This is a genomic window from Streptomyces sp. NPDC006294 (assembly GCF_042870895.1).
Classification (GTDB): domain Bacteria; phylum Actinomycetota; class Actinomycetes; order Streptomycetales; family Streptomycetaceae; genus Streptomyces.
Map to the genome: position 1 here is coordinate 193949 of NZ_JBIAHV010000014.1, position 18840 is coordinate 212788.

The following is an 18840-nucleotide window of genomic DNA, read 5'->3' on the forward strand; positions in this document are numbered from 1 at the left end:
TCTCTGACGATATAGGGCCCGTCTACTTATCGTCAATACGACGAAAGTGCGGGTCGGCCTCCGCCGCTCCGTCAGGCGCTACGCTGGGCCGCGATGTTCACCGACCGGGGCCCCACGCTGCGGGAACTCGCCGCGCAGGCGCTCTCCTCGATCGAGCACGGCTACGACCTGCTCGCCCCCAAGTTCGACCGCACCCCCTTCCGGACGTCGGACGCGCTGCTCGACGCCGTGACGGCCGCCCTGCTGCCGCTCGGCCCCTTCCGTGCCGGCCTCGACATCTGCTGCGGCACCGGGGCGGGCATGAGGGTGCTCCGGCAGGTCTGCCGTGAGCGGGCCGTGGGCGTCGACTTCAGCGCCGGGATGCTCGCGGAGGCGTCCGCCACCGCGCCGACGACCGCCGGACCGGCCGTCTCCTGGGTCCGGGCGGACGCGCGGGCCCTGCCGTTCGCGCCCGTCTTCGACCTGGCCGTGAGCTTCGGCGCCTTCGGCCACTTCCTGCCCCGCGAACGCCCGTCGCTCTTCGCCCGGGCCCACGCAGCCCTCCGCCCCGGCGGCTGCTTCGCCTTCCCGGTCGCCGCGCCGCCCGGACCCGGCTCCTCGCTCTACTGGAAGCTGCTCGGCTTCGACGTGGCCATGCGGGTACGCAACGCCCTGTGGCGTCCGACGTTCGTCAGGTACTACCGCACCTTCCCCCTCTCGGAAGTGCTCGCGGACCTCGGTGAGGCCGGATTCGCCGTGGAACTGCGGCCGTTGACCGACCTGGGCCACCTCGCGGACGGCAGCCCGCGACTCCGCCTCGTGGTCGCCAGGAAACCCGCGAACGACTGACCCGCCGCCTCGCCCCCGCGGCTTCACGGACATCAGCAGATGCCGGTACGAGTCGGGCGCTCCCTCGTCCCCCTGAGCCGTACCGGCGTCCGGCACACTGCTGACCAGCGCCCGCTGCCCGGGCCCCAGCAGGTGCAACCGCACCTCCCGCGTCTCGAACGCTATCGGCCGCCACTGACAGCGGCCCGATCCCGAGCTGGCAGGATCGTCGGTCCGACGGGGAAACGGAGCAGCGGGGACATGAACGACGACGTGGCCGGACACGGCAGGGACGGCAGTGGAACGGACGCACCGCGAAGGAGCCTCAGGCTCCCGTCGAAGGGGGCGTGGGGCCCGGACCTCCGCGGGCGCTCCCGTTTCTGTCGCGGACGCGTGATCGCGGTCCTCGCCGGGCTCGTCGCCTGTCTGCTCGCCCTCCACTCCGCCGTGCCGAACGCCGTCGGCAGGCTCGGCAGTCTGCTGGAGACGTTCCTGCCGTGGCTCGGCCTCGCCGTCCCCGTACTGCTGGTCGCCGCCCTGCTGCGCCGTTCCGTCACGGCCCTGATCGCCGTGCTGCTGCCGGCCGCCGCCTGGCTCGGACTGTTCGGCGCGCTGCTGCTGCCCCCGCCGGGCGGACCGGCCGACCTCGTCGCCGTGCAGCACAACGTCAGCGACGTGAACCCCGACCCCGCCGGCACCGCGCGGGCGCTGCTGCGTGAACGCCCCGACATCGTCGCCCTCCAGGAGGTCACGCCGTCCGCGCTGCCCGCCTACGAGAAGGCCCTCGCCCGGGACCTTCCGCACCACGCGGTCGTGGGCACCGTGGGCCTGTGGTCGAAGCACCCGCTGAAGGACGTACGGCCGGTGGACATCAAGCCGCGCGGGATCGGCCCCGGCTGGAACCGCGGGATGCGGGCCACCGTGTCGGCCCCGCGGGCCGAGGTCGCCGTCCACGTCGCCCATCTGCCGTCGGTGCGCCTCGGGTTGAGCGGCGGCTTCAGCTCGGCCTGGCGTGACGAGAGCGCCCGGCTGCTGGCCGCCGCCCTCGCCGCCGAGGAGCCGTCCCGGGTGATCCTGCTGGGCGACCTCAACAGCACCGTCGACGACCGGGGGCTCGACCCGGTGCTCGCTCAGGTGGATGTGGCGGGCCCGGGGTTCGCCTTCAGCTGGCCGGCGTCCTTCCCCGTCGCACGGATCGACCAGATCCTGGCCCGGTCGGCGCAGGTGATCGAGGTCCGGTCGCTGCCCGCGACCGGCAGCGACCATCTGCCGCTCGCCGCCCGCATCACCCTGTGACCCCGCCGGGGCGGGCGTCCTCGAACTGCCCTACGGCGCGGCGGGAGCGGCATCGGCTGGAGCGGCGTCGGCGGCACCCCGGTCGTCGCCCGGTACGAGGCGTGCGGTGAGCAGCGGTGCGAGGAAGTGGCCGAAGACGGTGGCGACGGTGATCGCGCCGAGTGTGATGCCCCAGGCGACGGGCCCGAGCGGGGTGCAGCCGAAGAACCGGCTGACGCCCGGGGTCTGGATGATGGCGACGAGGACGGCCGCGGAGCCCAGCCCGGCCACCAGCACGTTGCGGTCGGCGCCGCCGGTGGTGAGGGTCTGCGCGAGCTGGGTGCCGACGACGGCGGCGAGGGCGACGGTGGCCGCGCGCCGGCCCCGGCCGGTGAGGCGGGCCGCCGTCCAGGCCAGGCCGGCGCCGAGCGCGGTGACGATGCCGCGGCCCAGCATCTCCTGTGTGAGCGCGGTCCCCAGCGAGCGGTGAGGCCCCTCGGCGAGCAGGCGCTCGCCGGTCTGACCGGACGGTTCGCGCACCGCGATGGCGAGGGAGGGCGCGAGGTCGGTGAGGAGGTTCACCAGCATGATCTGACGTGCGTTCAGCGGGGTGGTGCCGGTGAGCGCGGAGGTGAGGACGCTGAAGGTGACCTCGCCGAGGTTCCCGCCGATGAGGATGGCGAGCGCCGCGCGAACGGACGTCCACATGGCGCGGCCTTCCATGAGCGCGGAGACGATGGTCTCCAGCCGGTCGTCCGTGACGACGAGGTCCGCGGCCGCGGTCGCGGCCGGGGTGCCGCGCCGCCCCAGCGCGATGCCGACGTCGGCGAGGCGGATGGCGGCCGCGTCGTTGGCCCCGTCGCCGGTCATGGCCACGACGCGGCCGACGCGCTGGTACGCCTGGACGATGCGCACCTTGTGCGTCGGGCTGCAGCGGGCGATGACGTCGACGGTGGGCAGCAGCTCGTCCAGGGCGTCGTCGTCCAGTGCGTCGAGCTCCGGTCCGGTGCAGACCCTGGGCTGCGTGACGTCGTCGCTGATGCTGGAGGCGATGGCGTCGGCGGTGGCCGGGTGGTCGCCGGTGAGCATGACGGTGTGCACGCCGGCCTCGCGCAGGCGGGCCGTCGCGGGCGCCGCGCTGTCGCGCACGGGATCGGCGAGCGTGAGGAAGCCGAGGAACACCAGCTCCTGCACGGCTTCGTCGGCGAGTTCCTCACCGGCCCTCATGCGCCGTTCGGCCACGGCCAGAACCCGCCGCCCCGCTGCCGCGAGTTCCTCGGCCGCTGCGGCGAGGGCGGTCCTGGCCGCGTCGTCGAGAGCCACGGCGCCGTGCGCCTGCCGGCGCCGGGTGCACCGGCCGACGACGTTCTCCGGCGCGCCCTTCACACTCAGCAGGACATTGCCGCCGGCGTGGCCGACGGTGGCGTGGTACGCCCTGGCCGGTTCGAAGGGCAGGGCGTCCGTGCGCCGCCAACGGGGCGCGCCGGTACGGGTGGTGACGCCCGCCCGGCGGGCGCCGTCCACGGTGGCCCGGTCGGTCCGGTGAGCCATCGGCTCGGCCTGGCGGGCGCGCGGCGTGGCCCGCAGCGCGGCGGCGAGTACGTCCTTGTGGCGGCCGGTGAGCCGGTCGAGGGGCGCGATCTCCTCGCCGTCGCTGACACCGGAGAGCTCCAGCGTCCCCTCGGTCAGGGTGCCGGTCTTGTCGAAGCAGAGGACGTCGGCCCGGCCGAGCGCCTCGATGGTGCGGGGATTGCGTACGAGGGCGCCCCGGTCGGCAAGGCGGCGCGCGGCGGCGAGCTGCGCGGCGTTGACCAGGAAGGGCAGCCCTTCGGGGACGGAGGCGACGGCCAGGTTGACGGCGGAGGAGAGATCGTCGGACAGCGGGCGGCCATGGAGGAGACCGGAGAGGGCGACGGCGGCGGCCGAGCCCAGGGCGATGGGCATACTGGCGCGGGTCAGCGAGGAGAGCCGGGCCTCGACGCCCGTTTCCGGGGCGGCCTGGCGGGCGGTGGCGAGGCTGCGTCCGGCTTCCGTGGCCGGGCCGGTCGCCACGACGACGGCGACGGCGCGTCCGGCGGAGACGGTGGTGCCCTCGTAGAGCATCGAGCTGCGTCCGGTGATGTGTGCGGCGACCACGGGCGCGGGATCCTTGGTCACGGACAGGGACTCTCCGGTGAGCGACGATTCGTCGACCTCCAGCCCTTCCGCCTCGAGCAGACGGCAGTCCGCGGGCACGACGGAATCGGGCCCCAGGGTGACGACGTCGCCGGGAACCAGATCGCCCGAGGTGACCAGACGCTCCCGCCCCTCGCGCCGCACCCGGGCTCCGATGGCCGACTGGGCGAAGAGCTCGGCGAGCGCGTGATCGGTCCGCACCCGCTGGACGCCGCCGACCAGTGCGGAGACGCCGGTGATGGCGGCGACCAGGGCGGCGTCGGTCCGGGACCCCACGGCCGCGGCGAGAGCGGCGCCGGCGGCGAGGATCGGGGTGAGCGGATTGGAGAGTTCCTCGACGAAGGCGTACGGCAGGGTCAGCTTGGCCGGCTCCCCGGGGTGCGCCTTGGGGCTGCGCGCGGTGACCTCCTGTGCGGAAAGGCCCTCCGGGCGGGTGCCGAGCCGCTCCAGGACGCGGTCGGCGGGCATGAGGTGCCACGGGACGTGGGTCACCGGCGGTGTGAGGGGGCGGCTCAGCAGCTGCCGGGCGCGCCACGCGCCGAGGCAGAAGGCCACGGCCCCGGCCGTGTTGCTCACCGCGAGCCCTCGCGCGGTCGCCCGCCAGGCGGGTCCCTGCAGCGCGGCGACGGCGCCGACGCCGCTCCCGCCCGCGGCCAGGTAGCGGCTGTCGCGGTCGACCACCGCGGCCACCCCCACCGAGTCGACGATCAGGCCCGCCGCCTCGAGGTCCGCGCCGACCAGCACGTGCGCGCCCCACGGGGTGTGCTCGTCCTCGCGCTGCACGCCGATCGCGCAGTCGGCCGCGCCCAGCGCCCGGCGATTGCGGGAGATCAGCAGCACGACCGCGCCGTCGGCCTGCAGACCTCGGACCGAGGCCGCCAGGCGGTCGCCCGCGGGCACCACGGCATCCGCGAACGCCAGACCGGGCCTTTCCAGGTCGGACGCCACCACGACCCGTGCGCCCGCTCGCCGGGCCGCCGCGGCGACGGCCTCTGCTCCGGGCGCCGACTGGGTGCCCAGGCCCGCCACCGCCTGCAGCCGACGGCCGCGGGCCAGCCCGATGATCTTCTCGCTGCCGCGCCTGAGCAGCCGCCTCGCCGCCTTGCGGCCGGTCCGCCCTTCCAGCTCCAGCTCGTCCAGCGGGCCCAGCACCCAGTCGCCCGCGCGGACGACGGCCAGCGGCCGGTCGGCGTCGAAGACCGCGAACAGCCGCTCGGTGACCTGTCCGGGATCGGCGCCGCCCAGCAGCTCCAGGTCCACCGGCTCGTACCGGTCGCCCCGCAGGGCCTCTTCCTCCAGGACGATCGTGTCCACCTGCCCCAGGCGCCGCAGCGCGGTGCGGTCCATCGTCACCACTCCGCGCAGCGCCAGATACCGCCCCAGGGCCGTGGCGAAGCCCTCACGTCCCGCGCCGGGCGCCGTCGGCACCGAGGCGACGGCGATCGCGATCGCCTTGCGGACGCCGGCGAACGGCAGGGCGGCCACCCCGGCGACGATGCCGGCCGCCATGGACCGTTCCGCGTACCGGTCGGCGCCGTCCCGCGGTGGCGGGCCCGCCCGGCCGGTCGTCACGGCGCCGGCCGCGGCCTCTTCCGGTCCGCGAACGAGCGCGGGCTCGCGCTCGCTCCACGCCGTGCGCTCCGCGCTCGCCTCCCGCCACACCGCCAGCCGCTGCAGCACGTCCAGGGCGAGCCCTCCGCCGCCGGTGGCCACCCCCTGCACCAGCGCGCCGATCACCGGCAGCAGCGAGTCGGTCTGCTCCTTCGGGCCGATGTCCTCGACCAGGTGCCGGAGGCGGGGATGGTGGCGAACGGCGTCGATGCCGCCGGCGATCTCCGGGGGCAGGTTGAACCAGGGGGCGACCCGCCGGAACGTCACCAGCGCGAGCCCCAGCGTGTCCGCCACCAGGGCCGGCACCGTCGGGAAGGGCAGGCCCTCCGCCGGGTGGGTCGGCTCCGGCTGCCACTCGTCGAACGCTTCCGCGTCCGCGGCATGGTCGCCCTCGGCCTGCTCGACCAGCGCGACGAGCTCCTTCTCGGGGGGAGCGGGTGAGCCGACCGCGATGATCACCCGTTCCATCGGCGCGTTCACCCGCGCCCACAGCACCCCCGGATGCTCCTCCACCGCCCGCACCACACGGCGGGCGACGGCTTCCCCCTTCGGCCCGTGGACACCGCAGACCGCGACGTAGCAGCGATCGGACGACCACGACACCTCACGGCCGGGCCCGTCCACGAGGCTCTGCGCCATGTCCCGGGCGGCCCGGGCGCCGGACGCCGCACAGGCAGCGACGCCGGAGACGATGGAACGCAGGAACGGCGGCGTCCCCAAGGCCGATGCGTGCTCCGGTGGCATGAAGCGTGCCTCCTCGCAGCAGAGCGGTCGGTGCGGATGAACCTGCACCGGCAGTCTCGCCGAAGCTCATGAAAGGGGCGATACGGGATACACCTATTGATAAGAGTTCTATGAGTTCATGATCGAACAGGCGAGGCGATATCCGTGACCTCCACACCCCGAACTCACCCCCCGTCCGGCACCGGAACCGTCGCCCCGGGCCAGCGCCCCGGCGGGCGCGCGTCCGAGGACACCCCATCGTCGTCGGAGGGGAAGCAGCGCACGGCGTCCCTGTCCATGCCCTCGCCGGGCCAGGTCGCGAGCGGCGCGCTCAACGCGGCCATGCTCCCCGTCGCCGTCGCCCGGCAGGTCCTGCCCGCCAGGAAGGGCCTCCCGCTCTATCTGGGCCTGGGCGTCCTCGGAGCCGCGGAAGTACTGGAATGGCCCGTCGCCATCGGCATCGGGGTGGGCTACGCGGTCCTGCGCCGCGACGACGGCGTGCTCGCCGCCCCGCCGGACACCACCCCGGGCGCACCGTCCCGCACCGAGGAGCCCCGCAGCGAGGAGGAGAAGTCCACCATGACGACCGCACGCGAGATCATGACCCCGGACGCCACCTGCGTCGGCGCCAACGAGACCGCCCTGGAGGCGGCGAAGAAGATGACCGAGCTCGGCGTCGGAGCCCTCCCCATCTGCGGCACCGACGAAAGGCTGAAGGGCATGCTCACCGACCGCGACATCGTCGTGAAGGTCCTCGGCGCCGGCAAGGATCCCGCCCAGGTCAAGGCACGTGACCTCGCCCAGGGCGAAGTGGTGACCATCGGCGCGGACGACGAGGCCGAGGAGATCCTGCGGACCATGAGCCGCCACAAGGTACGCCGGCTCCCGGTGATCGACGGCCACACGCTGGTCGGCATCGTCGCCCAGGCCGACGTCGCACGCGCCCTGCCCGAACCCAAGGTCGGCGATCTGCTCGAAGCCATCTCCAGCTGACCTCCGCCCGGCCCCCGCGCCCGCCGCGCTGAACGCCGGCCGCGGCACGGACGTACTCCACGGCAGCCGATCGAGCACCGAGGAGGTCCGAGCCGATGACCGGACGTCGCCGTATCGCAGCCGTCGCACTGCCGGCCGTCACCACCGCGCTGCTCCTGCCGGCGGCCGCCGGCCCCGCCCGCGCGCACGGGGCGCCCACCGACCCGGTCAGCAGGACCGCGGTCTGCGGGCTCGAAGGGGCGCAGCGCGCGCCGGGCGCCTGCCGGGACGCCGTCGCCGCGAACGGCGGAGAGATCGGCGCGTGGGACGACCTGCGGCTGCCCGGCGTCGGCGGCAGGGACCGTGCGGCGGTGCCCGACGGACGACTGTGCAGCGCGGGCCTCGACGCGTACCGCGGCCTCGACGCCGTCCGCGCCGACTGGCCCGCCACGCCGCTGGAGGCGGGCGGCACGTTCACCCTCACCTACCGCTCGACCATCCCGCACCGAGGCACGTTCGAGCTGTATCTCACCCGCCGGGGCTACGACCCGGCCCGGGCGCTGACCTGGGCCGATCTCGACACCCGCCCCTTCGCCACGGCCACCGACCCGGCGCTCGAGGACGGGGCGTACCGGATCGGCGCGCGCCTGCCCAGCGGGCTCACGGGCCGTCATGTGCTCTATGTCGTCTGGCGGAACACCGATACGCCCGACACGTACTACTCGTGCTCGGACCTGGTCCTCACGCCCGACGAGGACGTCCAGCGGAGCGGCGCACAGCCCGGACCGCCCCCGCCGCCCGCACCGGCGGCTCCGCCCGCGTCCCCGCCGCGGTCCGCCCCCGCCCCGCCGGCTCCCGACGCCACCCCCGCCCCGACTCCGTCGTCCGCTCCCTCGTCCGCTCCCTCGTCCGCCCCCGCCCCGGCGGCCGCGGGCGGCGTCGCCGGGGAGCGCTCCACGATCCTGTTCGGCGTCGGAGCCGCCGCTCTCGCGCTCGTCTTCCTCTGCGTCTCCCTGGTGCTCCGGCGCCGTAGGGGGTTCTGACTCCGGACGCGCCCGCCGACGGCCCAATCCCCGGTGGCGAACCGATCTCCACGCCAGCGTGAAGGCAACCGCGGCGTCCCGGCCGCCCTCTTCCTCCGTGCAGCGGGCTGCGGGGAAGCAGTCGGCCCGCCAGAGCGCATGGAGTGAGATGACAACGGTCCATACTTCGGTCGTCGTGCCCTGTTTCAACGAGGAGGACGTCATCGACGCCTTCCACCGGGAACTGACCGGGGCCCTCGAAACGGCCGCCACGGCCTTCGAGGTCTGCTACGTCGACGACGGCAGCGGCGACGGGACCAGGGCGCGCCTCAAGGAACTCGCGGCGGCCGACCCCCGCGTCCGCTACACCTCCTTCAGCCGCAACTTCGGCAAGGAGTCCGCGATGCTCGCCGGGCTGCGCATGGCCCGTGGTGACGCGGTCGTCCTCATGGACGCCGATCTGCAGCACCCGCCGCACCTGCTGCCCCGGATGCTGGAGCTGCACCGCCACGGCTACGACCAGGTCGTCGCCCAGCGGGACCGCACGGGTGAAGGCGTGCTGCGGACGGTGCTGAGCCAGGCGTACTACCGTCTGGTGCGCCGCTCCATGGACGTCGAAGTCGTCGACGGGGCGGGTGACTTCAGACTGCTGTCCCGCCGGGCGGTCGAGGCCCTGCTGACCATGCCGGAGTCCAACCGCTTCTCCAAGGGACTGTTCTCCTGGATCGGCTTCGACACCGTCAGTTTCACGTACACCAACGTGCCGCGGGCCGCGGGCCGCTCCAAGTGGGGCGGGCGGCGGCTGGTCGAGTACGGGGTCGACGGGCTGCTCTCCTTCAACAGCCGCCCGCTGCGGCTGGCGATCCACACCGGACTGTGGCTGTTCCTGTCGGCGTTCGCCTACGCGCTGTGGGTCGTCGGCAATGTGCTCCTCGACGGCGTCGACACCCCCGGGTACGCGACCCTGATCGCCGCCGTCGTGGGGCTCGCCGGGGTCCAGCTGGCCACCCTGGGGATCATCGGCGAGTACGTCGGCCGCATCTATCACGAGGTCAAGGGCCGGCCCCACTACGTGGTCCGGGAGAGCGGCGGCAGCGGCCTCGCGCAGGCGGACGAGCGGGTCAGGGAAGCCGTGTCGAGTAGGTGACCCGGTCCAGGCGGTAGTAGTCGGCGACGCACTGCGCGGGCCACGCCCGGCGCCCGTTCCGGCTGAAGGGCTCCAGCATCCTGCCGACCGACAACGGGGTGTAGGGCAGCTCCGTCGCTCCTCGCGCCGCGCCCTCGCGCAGGAAGCGGTCCTGGCGGTCCCACCGCTCGGCCCGCACCTGCATGTCGTGCCCCAGAGCGGTCAGAGGACCCACGAGCCCCAGGACCGCCGTGGCGCACACGGCGGCGGCCACCGCCTTCGCCGCGCCCGGCCGCCGTCCGGCCAGGCGCGGCCGCAGCGCCCGGCCGGCGAACGCGCCGGCCGCCACCAGCAGCAGGACGTACAGCAGGAGATAGTCGTTCCACGTCCGCTCGGTGGTGACCACCTTCGGGCCGAAGACCGGATAGGTGATGACGGTGCAGAGATAGCCGGACACGAGGAAGGCGAGGGCCCCGAGACCCGCCAGGAAGAGGGGGCGCGGCGGCAGCAGCACCGGCGCCCCGGTCCGCCGGCCGCGTGCCACCAGGCCCAGCAGCACACCGGCCGCGACCGCGCCCGCGTACTGCCAGGTGGTGAGGACCGTCTCGAGGATCTGCGCGTAGCCGCGCAGCGCACCCAGCAGGGAATCCGGGGCGAGCATGGACGTCGTGCTCTCGGCGCCGTACCGCTCGCGCCGGTTGCGCGACCCGGGCGAGGCCACCAGCAGCAGGGTGCCGACCGCGACTCCGGCCGCCCCCGCCAGCGACCACACCCGCGCGAAGCGGCGCGCCCGCTCGGCGAAGATCCGGTGGGCGAAGAGGACCACGCAGGACAGCACCACCAGAGCGACGACCGCGGCCTCCTCCGACAGCGTCCCGACGAACGCACCGGCGACGGCCACCGTCACCAGCGCGGCCGCCCTGCCCCCGCGCCCGCGGGCGCACAGCAGCGGCAGCGCCGCCGCGCACGCCAGCACCGGGGCGAGGGTGTGCGAGACGGACGCGGCCGGCCAGTAGAACGTCTTGTACGTGTTGGGCGTGGCGAACAGGAACACCGCGCAGATCGTCGCGGCCACCAGCAGCGGCACGCCGCGCGGCACCCGCTGACCGGTCCTGCGCAGCACCTGAACGGTGAGCGCCCACAGCAGCGCCAGCATCACCAGAGCGCTGACCGGACCGAACCACTGGTGTCCGCCGACCGGGAACTCGGCGTACAGCCCGACCAGCAGGCCGTTGGCGAGCCGTCCGTTGTCGGTGAACCAGAACTTGCCGATCAGACCGGCGATGCCGTCCTCGCGGACCACGGGCAGGAAGCACCACTCGTCGGCGCTGGGCCGGACATGCCGCCCGTACCAGGACGCCAGCCCGAGCAGCGCCAGCGGCAGCAGGGAGAGGGCCACCGGCCACCGGGACCGCCATCGGGCGAGCGGCCCGGGCCGGCCGTCCCCCGGCGCAAGGGGTTCGTCGTCGCGTGCGACGGTGACGCCCGGTGCGTCGAGGGCCATGCCACCACTGCCTTTCCGGAGAGTTGAGAAACCGACGTCGAAGAGGTGAATCCACGAGGTCGCGTTCCATTCTCCGGCAGGCAAGATCGCGGACCGTGCCGACAGTCCGCGGGCCGCACCCCTTCGGGACCGGCCCGCGGGGCCCGTCATGCCGCTGTGCCGTTATGCCGAGAAGAGCAGCCGTGCGAGCCGGACGGGACCGCGCAGTTCGACATGGACGTCGTACGGACCGCCGCCGGCCGGCGAGAGCCCGCTGCCGGACGTGACGTAGTCGTACACGCCGGCCGTGGCCGGGACGTCGAAGGCCGCCAGGGCCGTCCCGTCCGCCAGCCGCAGTTCGACGGCGCCCCGGCCCGTCGCGGACACCTCGACGGACACCGACGCGGCGCCTTCGAGGTCGCACCGGCGGAAGACCAGCTCGCCGGGGGCGCTCTCGTCGGCCGGTGTCACGCAGTCCCCGGAGGCCCTGGCCCGGTCCACGATCAGCGTGCCGCGCTGCTCGTCGTAGTCGGCCGCCTCCACCGGACGTCCCACCACCGTGCGCGGAGCCGGCGCCTCGCCGTCGATCCCGACGGTGGCCGACAGCCGGATGTCGGCGCTGGACGCGCCGGCCAGGAACTCGTACCGGCCGGCGGTGACCGTCCAGCACCCGCGGGCCACGTCCCAGAAGGCCAGTTCGGCGACCGGGACCGTGAACTCGATCCGCCGGGCCGCGCCCGGGGCCTGTGAGATCCGGCGGTGCGCGGCGAGTTGGCGCGAGGGGCGCGGCACCGGGCAGTCCAGGGCCCGGGTGTAGAGCTGGACGACCTCGTCGGCGGCGACGGCGCCGGTGTTGGTGACGGTCAGGGACACCCGGACGGTGCCGCCCTCGGCGACCGCCGTCAGGTCCTCGTAGCGGAACGACGCGTAGGACAGGCCGTGGCCGAACGGGTAGAGCGGCGTGCCCCGGAAGTAGAGGTAGGTCTGGCCGCCGCCGATGACGTCGTAGTCGAGCAGACCGGGGAGGTCGGCGTCGGCCGCGTACCAGGTCTGCGGCAGCCGGCCGGCGGGGGAGACGTCGCCCGCGAGGACCCGGGCCAGGGCGGCGCCCGCCGCCTGGCCGCCGTGCGCCGTCCACAGCAGGGCGGGCAGCGCGGCGTGCGCGTCGGCGACCGCGTACGGGTACGAGGAGGCCAGCACCAGCGCCGTGCGCGGGTTGGCGGCCAGGGCGGCGCGCCACAGCCGGTCCTGATGCTCCGGCAGGGCGAGCGTGCGGCGGTCCTCGGTCTCCCGGCCGTTGATGTGCGGGTCGTTCCCGGCGACGACGACCACCACGTCGGCGCCGGTGGCGGCCGCGGAGACCGCGTCCTCGCCGCGCTCGGTGACCTCGACGCCGAAAACATCCCCGACGTCGGCAACCTTCAGGCCGTCGGCGGCGACAGAGACGTACCTGCCCGTCCCGATGTGCTCCAGGAGGTGTCCCGCGCCGTGCTTCCGCAGCCGGAACGTCTCCTGGACGACCCAGCCGCCGGGCTGGTCGGCGGAGGCGCGGAGGAACCCGTCCTCGGCGACGGACAGGTACCGCCCGTCGGGGGCGCGGAAGGTGAGCACGCCGTGACCCCAGTCGGCCATGGCCAGCTCGGTCGCCTCGTCGGGGGAGGTGCCGGAGCAGGTCAGCGGCGGCAGATCGGTGCGTCCGGCGAGCAGCGCCGGGTCCAGGGCGCCCTCGGCGCCCCGCGCCTGCTCCGGTTGCGGCTCCGAGGGCTCGGGCACCCGCACCCAGGCGTTCCCGCACTTCAGCCGGACGCGGTCCACACCCTCGGCGAAGACGACGTTCCCCGCGCCGAACCGCTCCCGCAGTCCGTCCAGCGGGGTGGAGCGGTGGATCAGCGTCCCGCTGTACCAGTCGAGCTTGCACTCGTCCGCGAGCAGACCGACGACCGCGATCCGCGCGCCCTCGGCGACCGGCAGCAGCGCGTCGTTCTTGAGCAGCACCACCGCCTGCTCGGCGCATTCCTGGGCGAGTGCCCGGTGCCCGGGGGTGTCGAAGTCCGCCGCGCCGGCGTACGGACCGGCGCCGGGGTCGAACTCGCCGAGGTCGAACCGCATCCGCAGCAGCCGGCGTACGGCCCGGTCGATGTCCTTCTCGTCGATCAGGCCCTGCTCGAGGGCGCCGCGCACCCGGCCGGTCATGACCGAGGAGTCCTGGCCGTGGTCGGTGAAGCTGTCCACCCCGGCGCGCAGCGCGGCGGCGGTGGCCTCCTCGTGGGTGTCGAAGTAGTGCTCCGAGTCGACCAGGTTGGACGGGGCGCCCGCGTCCGAGCAGACCACCAGCGACCGGTCGGTCCAGCTCCGCAGTTCCCCGCCCAGGTGCGGGGAGACGTGGTTGGGCCGCCCGTTGACGAGGTTGTAGGACGGCATCACCCCGGCGACCGCGCCCGCCTCGACGGCCGCACGGAAGGCCCGCAGGTCGTACTCGTGCAGCACGCGCGGCCGGACCGAGGAGGAACAGGTGTCCCGGTCCGTCTCGTTGTTGTGCGCCAGCCAGTGCTTGAGCACGGGGGCGGTGCGCCAGTGGACGGGGTCGTCGCCGCGCAGGCCGCGGGTGTAGGCGACGGCGACGGCGGACGTCAGCAGGGGGTCCTCGGAGTACCCCTCCTCGTTGCGGCCCCACAACGGGTGCCGCAGCAGATTCACCGTCGGGGCCCAGACGTTCAGCCCGACCCGCGGGTCGCGGGCGCGCATGGCGCGCGTCTCGGCGCCGACCGCCTCGCCCACCCGGCGCACCAGTTCCTCGTTCCAGGTCGCGCCCAGCCCGACGGCCTGGGGGAACACGGTGGCGGCGCCCATCCAGGCGACCCCGTGCAGCGCCTCCTGGCCGGTGCGGAAGGCGTCGACGCCCAGGCGTTCGACGGCGGGCGCGAACTGGTGGAGCATCGCGATCCGCTCGTCGAGCGTGAGCCGCCGGAGCAGGTCCTCCACGCGCTCGCGGACGGGCAGCCGGCCGTCACGGAAAGGGGGATGAATGTCGGTCACAGGAGTCCCTCGGGATGGCGGAACCGGAAAGTATTCGAAGCGCTTCGATGCTGGGTCGCCCGATGCGGTGTGTCAAGACGTGCAGGCCAGTATCGTCCCAGCTCCCGCCGAAGCCCGCGCCGTGAACGCCACGGTCCGCAACGGGCCCGTGGTCAATTTCGCTTCGACTCTTGAACGGCTTGCAATCCTCACTTAACCTCGCTGCAGCTTCGAAGCGCTTCGACTGTGATTCGCAGGGAACGCACCGCTCGTCGCCGCCACACATCCGCCGACACACCTACGCGAAGCCGATCACTCATGCGCCGGCTGCCCGCGTGAGGAAAGGGTTGACGCCATGCCCAATGCTCAGAGCCCCAGCCGGAGATCGTTCCTCGCCTCCACCGCGGTCGCCGCGGCGGCCGTCGCCGGCGGCGTGCCGCTGCTCGGCGCCTGCAGCGGTTCCTCCGGCGGCGAAAGCGCCGAAGGAGCCACCACCGGCAAGAAGCTCCAGGACATCCTGCCGACGTTCGTGGGCTCCGACGTCGTGGAGCCCGACGTGCCGAGCAAGAACGGCTCCGCGCTGGGCTTCACCACCGCCCTGCCGGCCGCGCAGCTCGCCGTCTCGGTCCCGAAGAAGCTCGGCCAGGGCGGCACGGTCACGGTCATGGCCCCCCTGTGGGGCACGCCGCCCAAGTCCGGCAACCCGTACTGGACCGCGATGGACGAGGCCATCGGCGTCAAGGTGAACTGGCAGAACCAGGACGGCAACACCTACGGACAGAAGCTCGGCGCCGTCCTCGCCTCCAGCTCCATCCCGGACGCCGTCGTCGTCCCCGGCTGGGAGCTCGGCGGCAAGATACCGAGCGCCATCAACAACAAGTTCGCCGACCTCGGCCCCTACCTCTCGGGCGACAAGGTCAAGGAGTACCCCAACCTGGCGGCGATCCCCACCGGCGCCTGGCAGCGGGCCGTCTTCGGCGGCAAGCTGCGCGGCCTGCCCATGCCGGCCAGCGACATCCCCAACATCGCGCCGTTCTACCGGGTCGACCTCTTCAAGGAGAAGGGGTACGAGGCGCCCACCACCACCCAGGAGTTCTTCGACCTCGCCAAGGAGGTCACCTCGGCCAGGAACAAGGTCTGGGGCTGCGGCGACATGACCTGGACCGCGTACAAGTTCTTCGGCGTGCTCGACGAGAAGCCCACCTGCTGGAAGCTCGTCGGGGACAAACTGGTCCACCGCATCGAGACCGACGAGTACCTCGAAGCCCTCGAGTGGTCCCGCTCCCTGTACTCCGCGGGCCTCGTCCACCCCGACGCCAAGGCCGAGACCGGCGACATCGGCAATCTCTTCGCCGCCGGCAAGGTGTGGATGTACAACGCGGACATCTCCGACTGGTACGGCAAGACCGTCGTCCAGCGCGGCGACAACCCGGACTTCGCCATGGCCGCCATGGACTACTTCCACCACGACGGCGGCAAGCCCCGTCTCTATGCCGGCTCGCCGTCCAACATCTGGGCGTTCATCAACAAGAACGCCGACGAGAAGACGATCCGCGACATCCTCGCCATCGCCAACTTCACCGCCGCTCCCTACGGCACCAAGGAGCAGCGCCTGAAGGCCTACGGCGTCGAGGGCGTCCACCACACCGTCGAGGGCGACGAGATCACCAAGACCGAGACCGGCAACAACCAGGTCTTCGCCACCTACGAATACATCGCGAGCCCCCAGCAGTTCTTCGCCTACCCCAACCACCCGGACGTCGCCGAGGGCATGGTCCGCTGGCAGCAGCGCATGGGCGCCTTCCTCACCAAGCCCCTGTTCTACGGCATGCAGATCCAGGAGCCGAACCGCTGGGCCGAGCTCAGCAGCCAGTTCGAGGACCTGGAGAAGGACATCGTCCGCGGCCGCAAGAAGGTCGCCGACATGCAGCAGGCCGTCTCCGACTGGCGTTCACGCGGCGGCGACCAGCTGCGCGACTGGTACCGGAAGCTGCTCGACGAGTCCGGCGGCCAGGCGTCCTGAGCGACCGGCCGGCGGACGGGGAACGAGGAGAGAGAACGTGTCGCAGAGCAAGGTGGCGGGCCCCGCCCGTACCACCGACGACAGCAGCCAGGCGCCGCCGGGGGACGGCGAGGAGGCGCCCCCGGGGCCGCCGGGGGACGCGCCGGCCGCACGCGCCGCCGTGGGGGGCGGGATCACCTGGCGGATCCGGCTGCGGCGCGACCGCACGCTGATCCTGATGACGCTGCCGGCCGTGCTGCTGGTACTGGTCTTCAACTACATACCGCTGCTCGGCAATGTCGTCGCCTTCCAGCACTACGACCCCTACACAGGCGACAACGCGTGGCAGGCCATGACCCGCAGCCCCTGGGTCGGGGTGGAGCACTTCACGCGGATGGTGGAGGACCGGCTGTTCTGGCAGGCGCTGGGCAACACCCTGGCGATCTTCCTGGTGCAGCTCAGCCTGTTCTTCCCCGTGCCGATCCTGCTGGCGCTGCTCATCAACAGCTTCGTCCGGCCACGGGTGCGCGCCGTCGCCCAGGCGATCCTGTATCTGCCGCACTTCTTCTCCTGGGTTCTGGTCGTCACCGTCTTCCAGCAGATGTTCGGCGGCGCCGGCATGCTCGCCCAGACGCTGCGCGAACACGGCCACGAGGGCATCGACCTGATGACGAACCCGGGACTGTTCAAGTTCCTCGTCACCTTCGAGATGGTCTGGAAGGACGCCGGCTGGGGTGTCATCGTCTTCCTCGCCGCCCTGTCCGCCGTCAGCCCCGATCTGTACGAGGCCGCCGCGATGGACGGCGCCTCGCGATGGCGGCGCATGTGGCACGTGACGCTGCCCGCGCTGCGCCCGGTGGTGGCCCTGCTGCTCGTCCTCCAGGTCGGCAACGCCCTGACCGTGGGCTTCGAGCAGATCCTCCTCCAGCGCACCGCCGTCGGCCCCACCGCCGCGGAGGTCCTCGACACCTACGTCTGGAACGTCGGCATCCAGTACGGCGACTTCAGCTACGCGGCCGCCGTCGGCATCGTCAAGGGAGTCTTCGGCCTCTGCCTGGTGCTGGCGGCCAACAAGGTCGCTCACATGATGGGCGAGCAGGGGGTGTACAAGCGATGAGTCTCGTTCTGGGCGTCAAACGGCGTGCGGGGACCCGCGGCCGGCTGCGGCCGGCCTGGGAGGAGCAGCCGCGCCCCGCGGGCCTCGCGGCCAAGGGCCTGGTCCTCACACTGGCCTGCGCCGCCGTCCTGTTCCCGCTGTGGATCGTCGTCGTGACCAGCGTGTCGTCGGTGAAGACCATCACCGAGGCGGGCGGCCTGGTCGTCGTCCCCCGCGGGGTCACCTTCGTCGCCTACCAGGAGCTGCTCGGCGGCGGCCAGGTCACCAGGGCCGCACTGGTGAGCCTCGGCGTCACGCTCGTCGGCACGCTGTTCAGCATGACGGTGTCGGTGCTGTGCGCCTACGGGCTCTCCCGCACCGGCTCGGTGCTGCACCGGCCGCTGCTGATGATCCTGCTGGCCACGATGTTCTTCGGCGCGGGTCTCATCCCCACCTATCTGCTGGTGCAGGGGCTCGGGCTGACCGACACCTATCTCGCGCTGATCCTGCCCAGCGCGGTGAACGTCTTCAACATCCTCGTCCTGCGCTCCTTCTTCATGAGCGTCGCGCCCGAACTCATCGACAGCGCCCGGATCGACGGCGCGGGCGACGCCCGGATCCTGTGGCAGATCGTCATGCCGCTGTCCCGCGCGGTGCTCGCCGTCATCTCCCTGTTCTACGCGGTCGGTTACTGGAGCGCCTGGTTCAACGCCTCCATCTATCTGAGCGACCAGGACATGATGCCGCTGCAGAACGTGATGATGCAGCTCGTCCTCAGACAGGAACGGCCGACGGGACTCGCGCAGGCCATCAACACCGGCCAGCTCTCGCCCCTGTCCATCCAGATGGCCGTCATGGTGCTCGCCCTGCTGCCGGTCGCCGTGCTGTCGCCGTTCGTCCAGCGGCACTTCAAGAAGGGCATGCTCACCGGCGCGGTCAAGGGCTGACGCCCCGCTCTGCGCCCGCGCGCGCCGGTCTCGGCGCGCCCCACGAACCGCCGCCGTGTCCGGCCGTACCTGACGACAGCCGGACACGGCGGCCCTCACCCCCCGCCCGCCTCTCACGGACAGAGGTACCAGCCATGTCCCTGCCATTGAGCCCCGGCCGGCGCGCCGTCCTCGCCGCCGGCGCCGCCGCCGGACTCACCGCCGTGCCCGTCCTCGGCGGCACCGCCACGGCGGCCGACCGCCAGACCAGGACAGCGACGCGCCCCGCCCCGCGGCGCGGGGCGCCCAGGCGCACCGCTGGCTGGGCGTCGTCATCGGCGGCACCGGCTTCGTCACCGGCGTCCTGTTCCACCGTTCCTGATCAGTGAGCAGGAGCGAGTCTTGGACCCATTCCCGTTCACTGCGGGGACCCCGAACGGTGTTGGGTGTCCTGGTTGCCCGCGTACGCGCCGCGTCCGGCGGCACGGATCGTGTCCGTGGTCCGGGGATGCGGGGGGTGCCTCTATGTCTTTCGTCAAGGCATCTCTGTCGGGTTTGGGGTGGTTCGGGGTTGCTGGTGCTATGCGGCGAGTTCGACGTCCGCGGG

General features: G+C 73.1%; 11 protein-coding genes and 1 pseudogene. 8 read left to right on the forward strand and 4 right to left on the reverse strand.

Going from position 1 to position 18840, the window contains the following annotated elements:
- Positions 1-93: 93 nt before the first annotated feature.
- On the forward strand, positions 94-828 hold the full coding sequence (locus ACFYOP_RS25290) for a class I SAM-dependent methyltransferase (RefSeq protein WP_356893395.1): 735 nt from the start codon (positions 94-96) through the stop codon (positions 826-828).
- 240 nt (positions 829-1068) lie between these two features.
- Positions 1069-2103 carry an endonuclease/exonuclease/phosphatase family protein gene (locus tag ACFYOP_RS25295; RefSeq protein WP_356893393.1) on the forward strand — a complete coding sequence of 345 codons (1035 nt, stop codon included), beginning with the start codon at positions 1069-1071 and terminating at the stop codon, positions 2101-2103.
- A 30-nt stretch (positions 2104-2133) separates the two neighbouring features.
- Here the strand turns inward: ACFYOP_RS25295 and ACFYOP_RS25300 are convergent, their stop codons facing one another.
- Positions 2134-6612, reverse strand: a complete 4479-nt coding sequence (locus tag ACFYOP_RS25300; protein ID WP_356893391.1) for a cation-translocating P-type ATPase — start codon at positions 6610-6612, stop codon at positions 2134-2136.
- Between the two features lie 558 nt (positions 6613-7170).
- Here ACFYOP_RS25300 and ACFYOP_RS25305 point away from each other — a divergent pair.
- The 3 genes from ACFYOP_RS25305 to ACFYOP_RS25315 all read left to right on the forward strand — a co-directional run bounded on the left by ACFYOP_RS25305 (position 7171) and on the right by ACFYOP_RS25315 (position 9732).
- A complete protein-coding gene (locus tag ACFYOP_RS25305; RefSeq protein ID WP_356893733.1) occupies positions 7171-7584 on the forward strand; it encodes a CBS domain-containing protein in 414 nt (137 codons plus the stop codon).
- A gap of 95 nt (positions 7585-7679) precedes the next feature.
- Positions 7680-8606 (forward strand): lytic polysaccharide monooxygenase, encoded by a 927-nt coding sequence (locus tag ACFYOP_RS25310; protein ID WP_356893389.1) that lies wholly within the window; start codon positions 7680-7682, stop codon positions 8604-8606.
- A 148-nt stretch (positions 8607-8754) separates the two neighbouring features.
- Entirely contained in the window at positions 8755-9732 is a 978-nt protein-coding gene (locus tag ACFYOP_RS25315; protein WP_356893387.1) for a glycosyltransferase family 2 protein, read from the forward strand.
- On the opposite strand, the gene ACFYOP_RS25320 is transcribed toward ACFYOP_RS25315, so the two are convergent.
- Together ACFYOP_RS25320 and ACFYOP_RS25325 are read right to left on the reverse strand one after the other, a co-directional pair.
- Positions 9707-11215 carry a DUF6056 family protein gene (locus ACFYOP_RS25320; protein WP_356893385.1) on the reverse strand — a complete coding sequence of 503 codons (1509 nt, stop codon included), beginning with the start codon at positions 11213-11215 and terminating at the stop codon, positions 9707-9709. The two genes, ACFYOP_RS25315 and ACFYOP_RS25320, sit on opposite strands and share 26 nt — an antisense overlap.
- Before the next feature lie 162 nt (positions 11216-11377).
- Positions 11378-14230: a glycoside hydrolase family 3 C-terminal domain-containing protein gene (locus ACFYOP_RS25325; protein ID WP_356893383.1), complete on the reverse strand. Its 2853-nt coding sequence runs from the start codon at positions 14228-14230 to the stop codon at positions 11378-11380.
- A gap of 334 nt (positions 14231-14564) precedes the next feature.
- On the opposite strand from ACFYOP_RS25325, the gene ACFYOP_RS25330 reads away from it, so the two are divergent.
- Genes ACFYOP_RS25330 through ACFYOP_RS25340 form a run of 3 tightly spaced genes read left to right on the forward strand, consistent with a single transcriptional unit; the run spans position 14565 to position 18254 of the window.
- A complete protein-coding gene (locus ACFYOP_RS25330) occupies positions 14565-16232 on the forward strand; it encodes an extracellular solute-binding protein (RefSeq protein WP_356893381.1) in 1668 nt (555 codons plus the stop codon).
- Between the two features lie 37 nt (positions 16233-16269).
- Complete coding sequence (locus tag ACFYOP_RS25335; RefSeq protein ID WP_356893379.1) at positions 16270-17328, forward strand: ABC transporter permease subunit; 1059 nt, start codon at positions 16270-16272, stop codon at positions 17326-17328.
- On the forward strand, positions 17325-18254 hold the full coding sequence (locus ACFYOP_RS25340; protein ID WP_356893377.1) for a carbohydrate ABC transporter permease: 930 nt from the start codon (positions 17325-17327) through the stop codon (positions 18252-18254). The genes ACFYOP_RS25335 and ACFYOP_RS25340 overlap by 4 nt, the downstream gene beginning before the upstream one ends.
- A gap of 360 nt (positions 18255-18614) precedes the next feature.
- On the opposite strand, the pseudogene ACFYOP_RS25345 reads toward ACFYOP_RS25340, so the two are convergent.
- A pseudogene (locus tag ACFYOP_RS25345) lies at positions 18615-18840 on the reverse strand (IS200/IS605 family accessory protein TnpB-related protein); the annotation flags it as partial.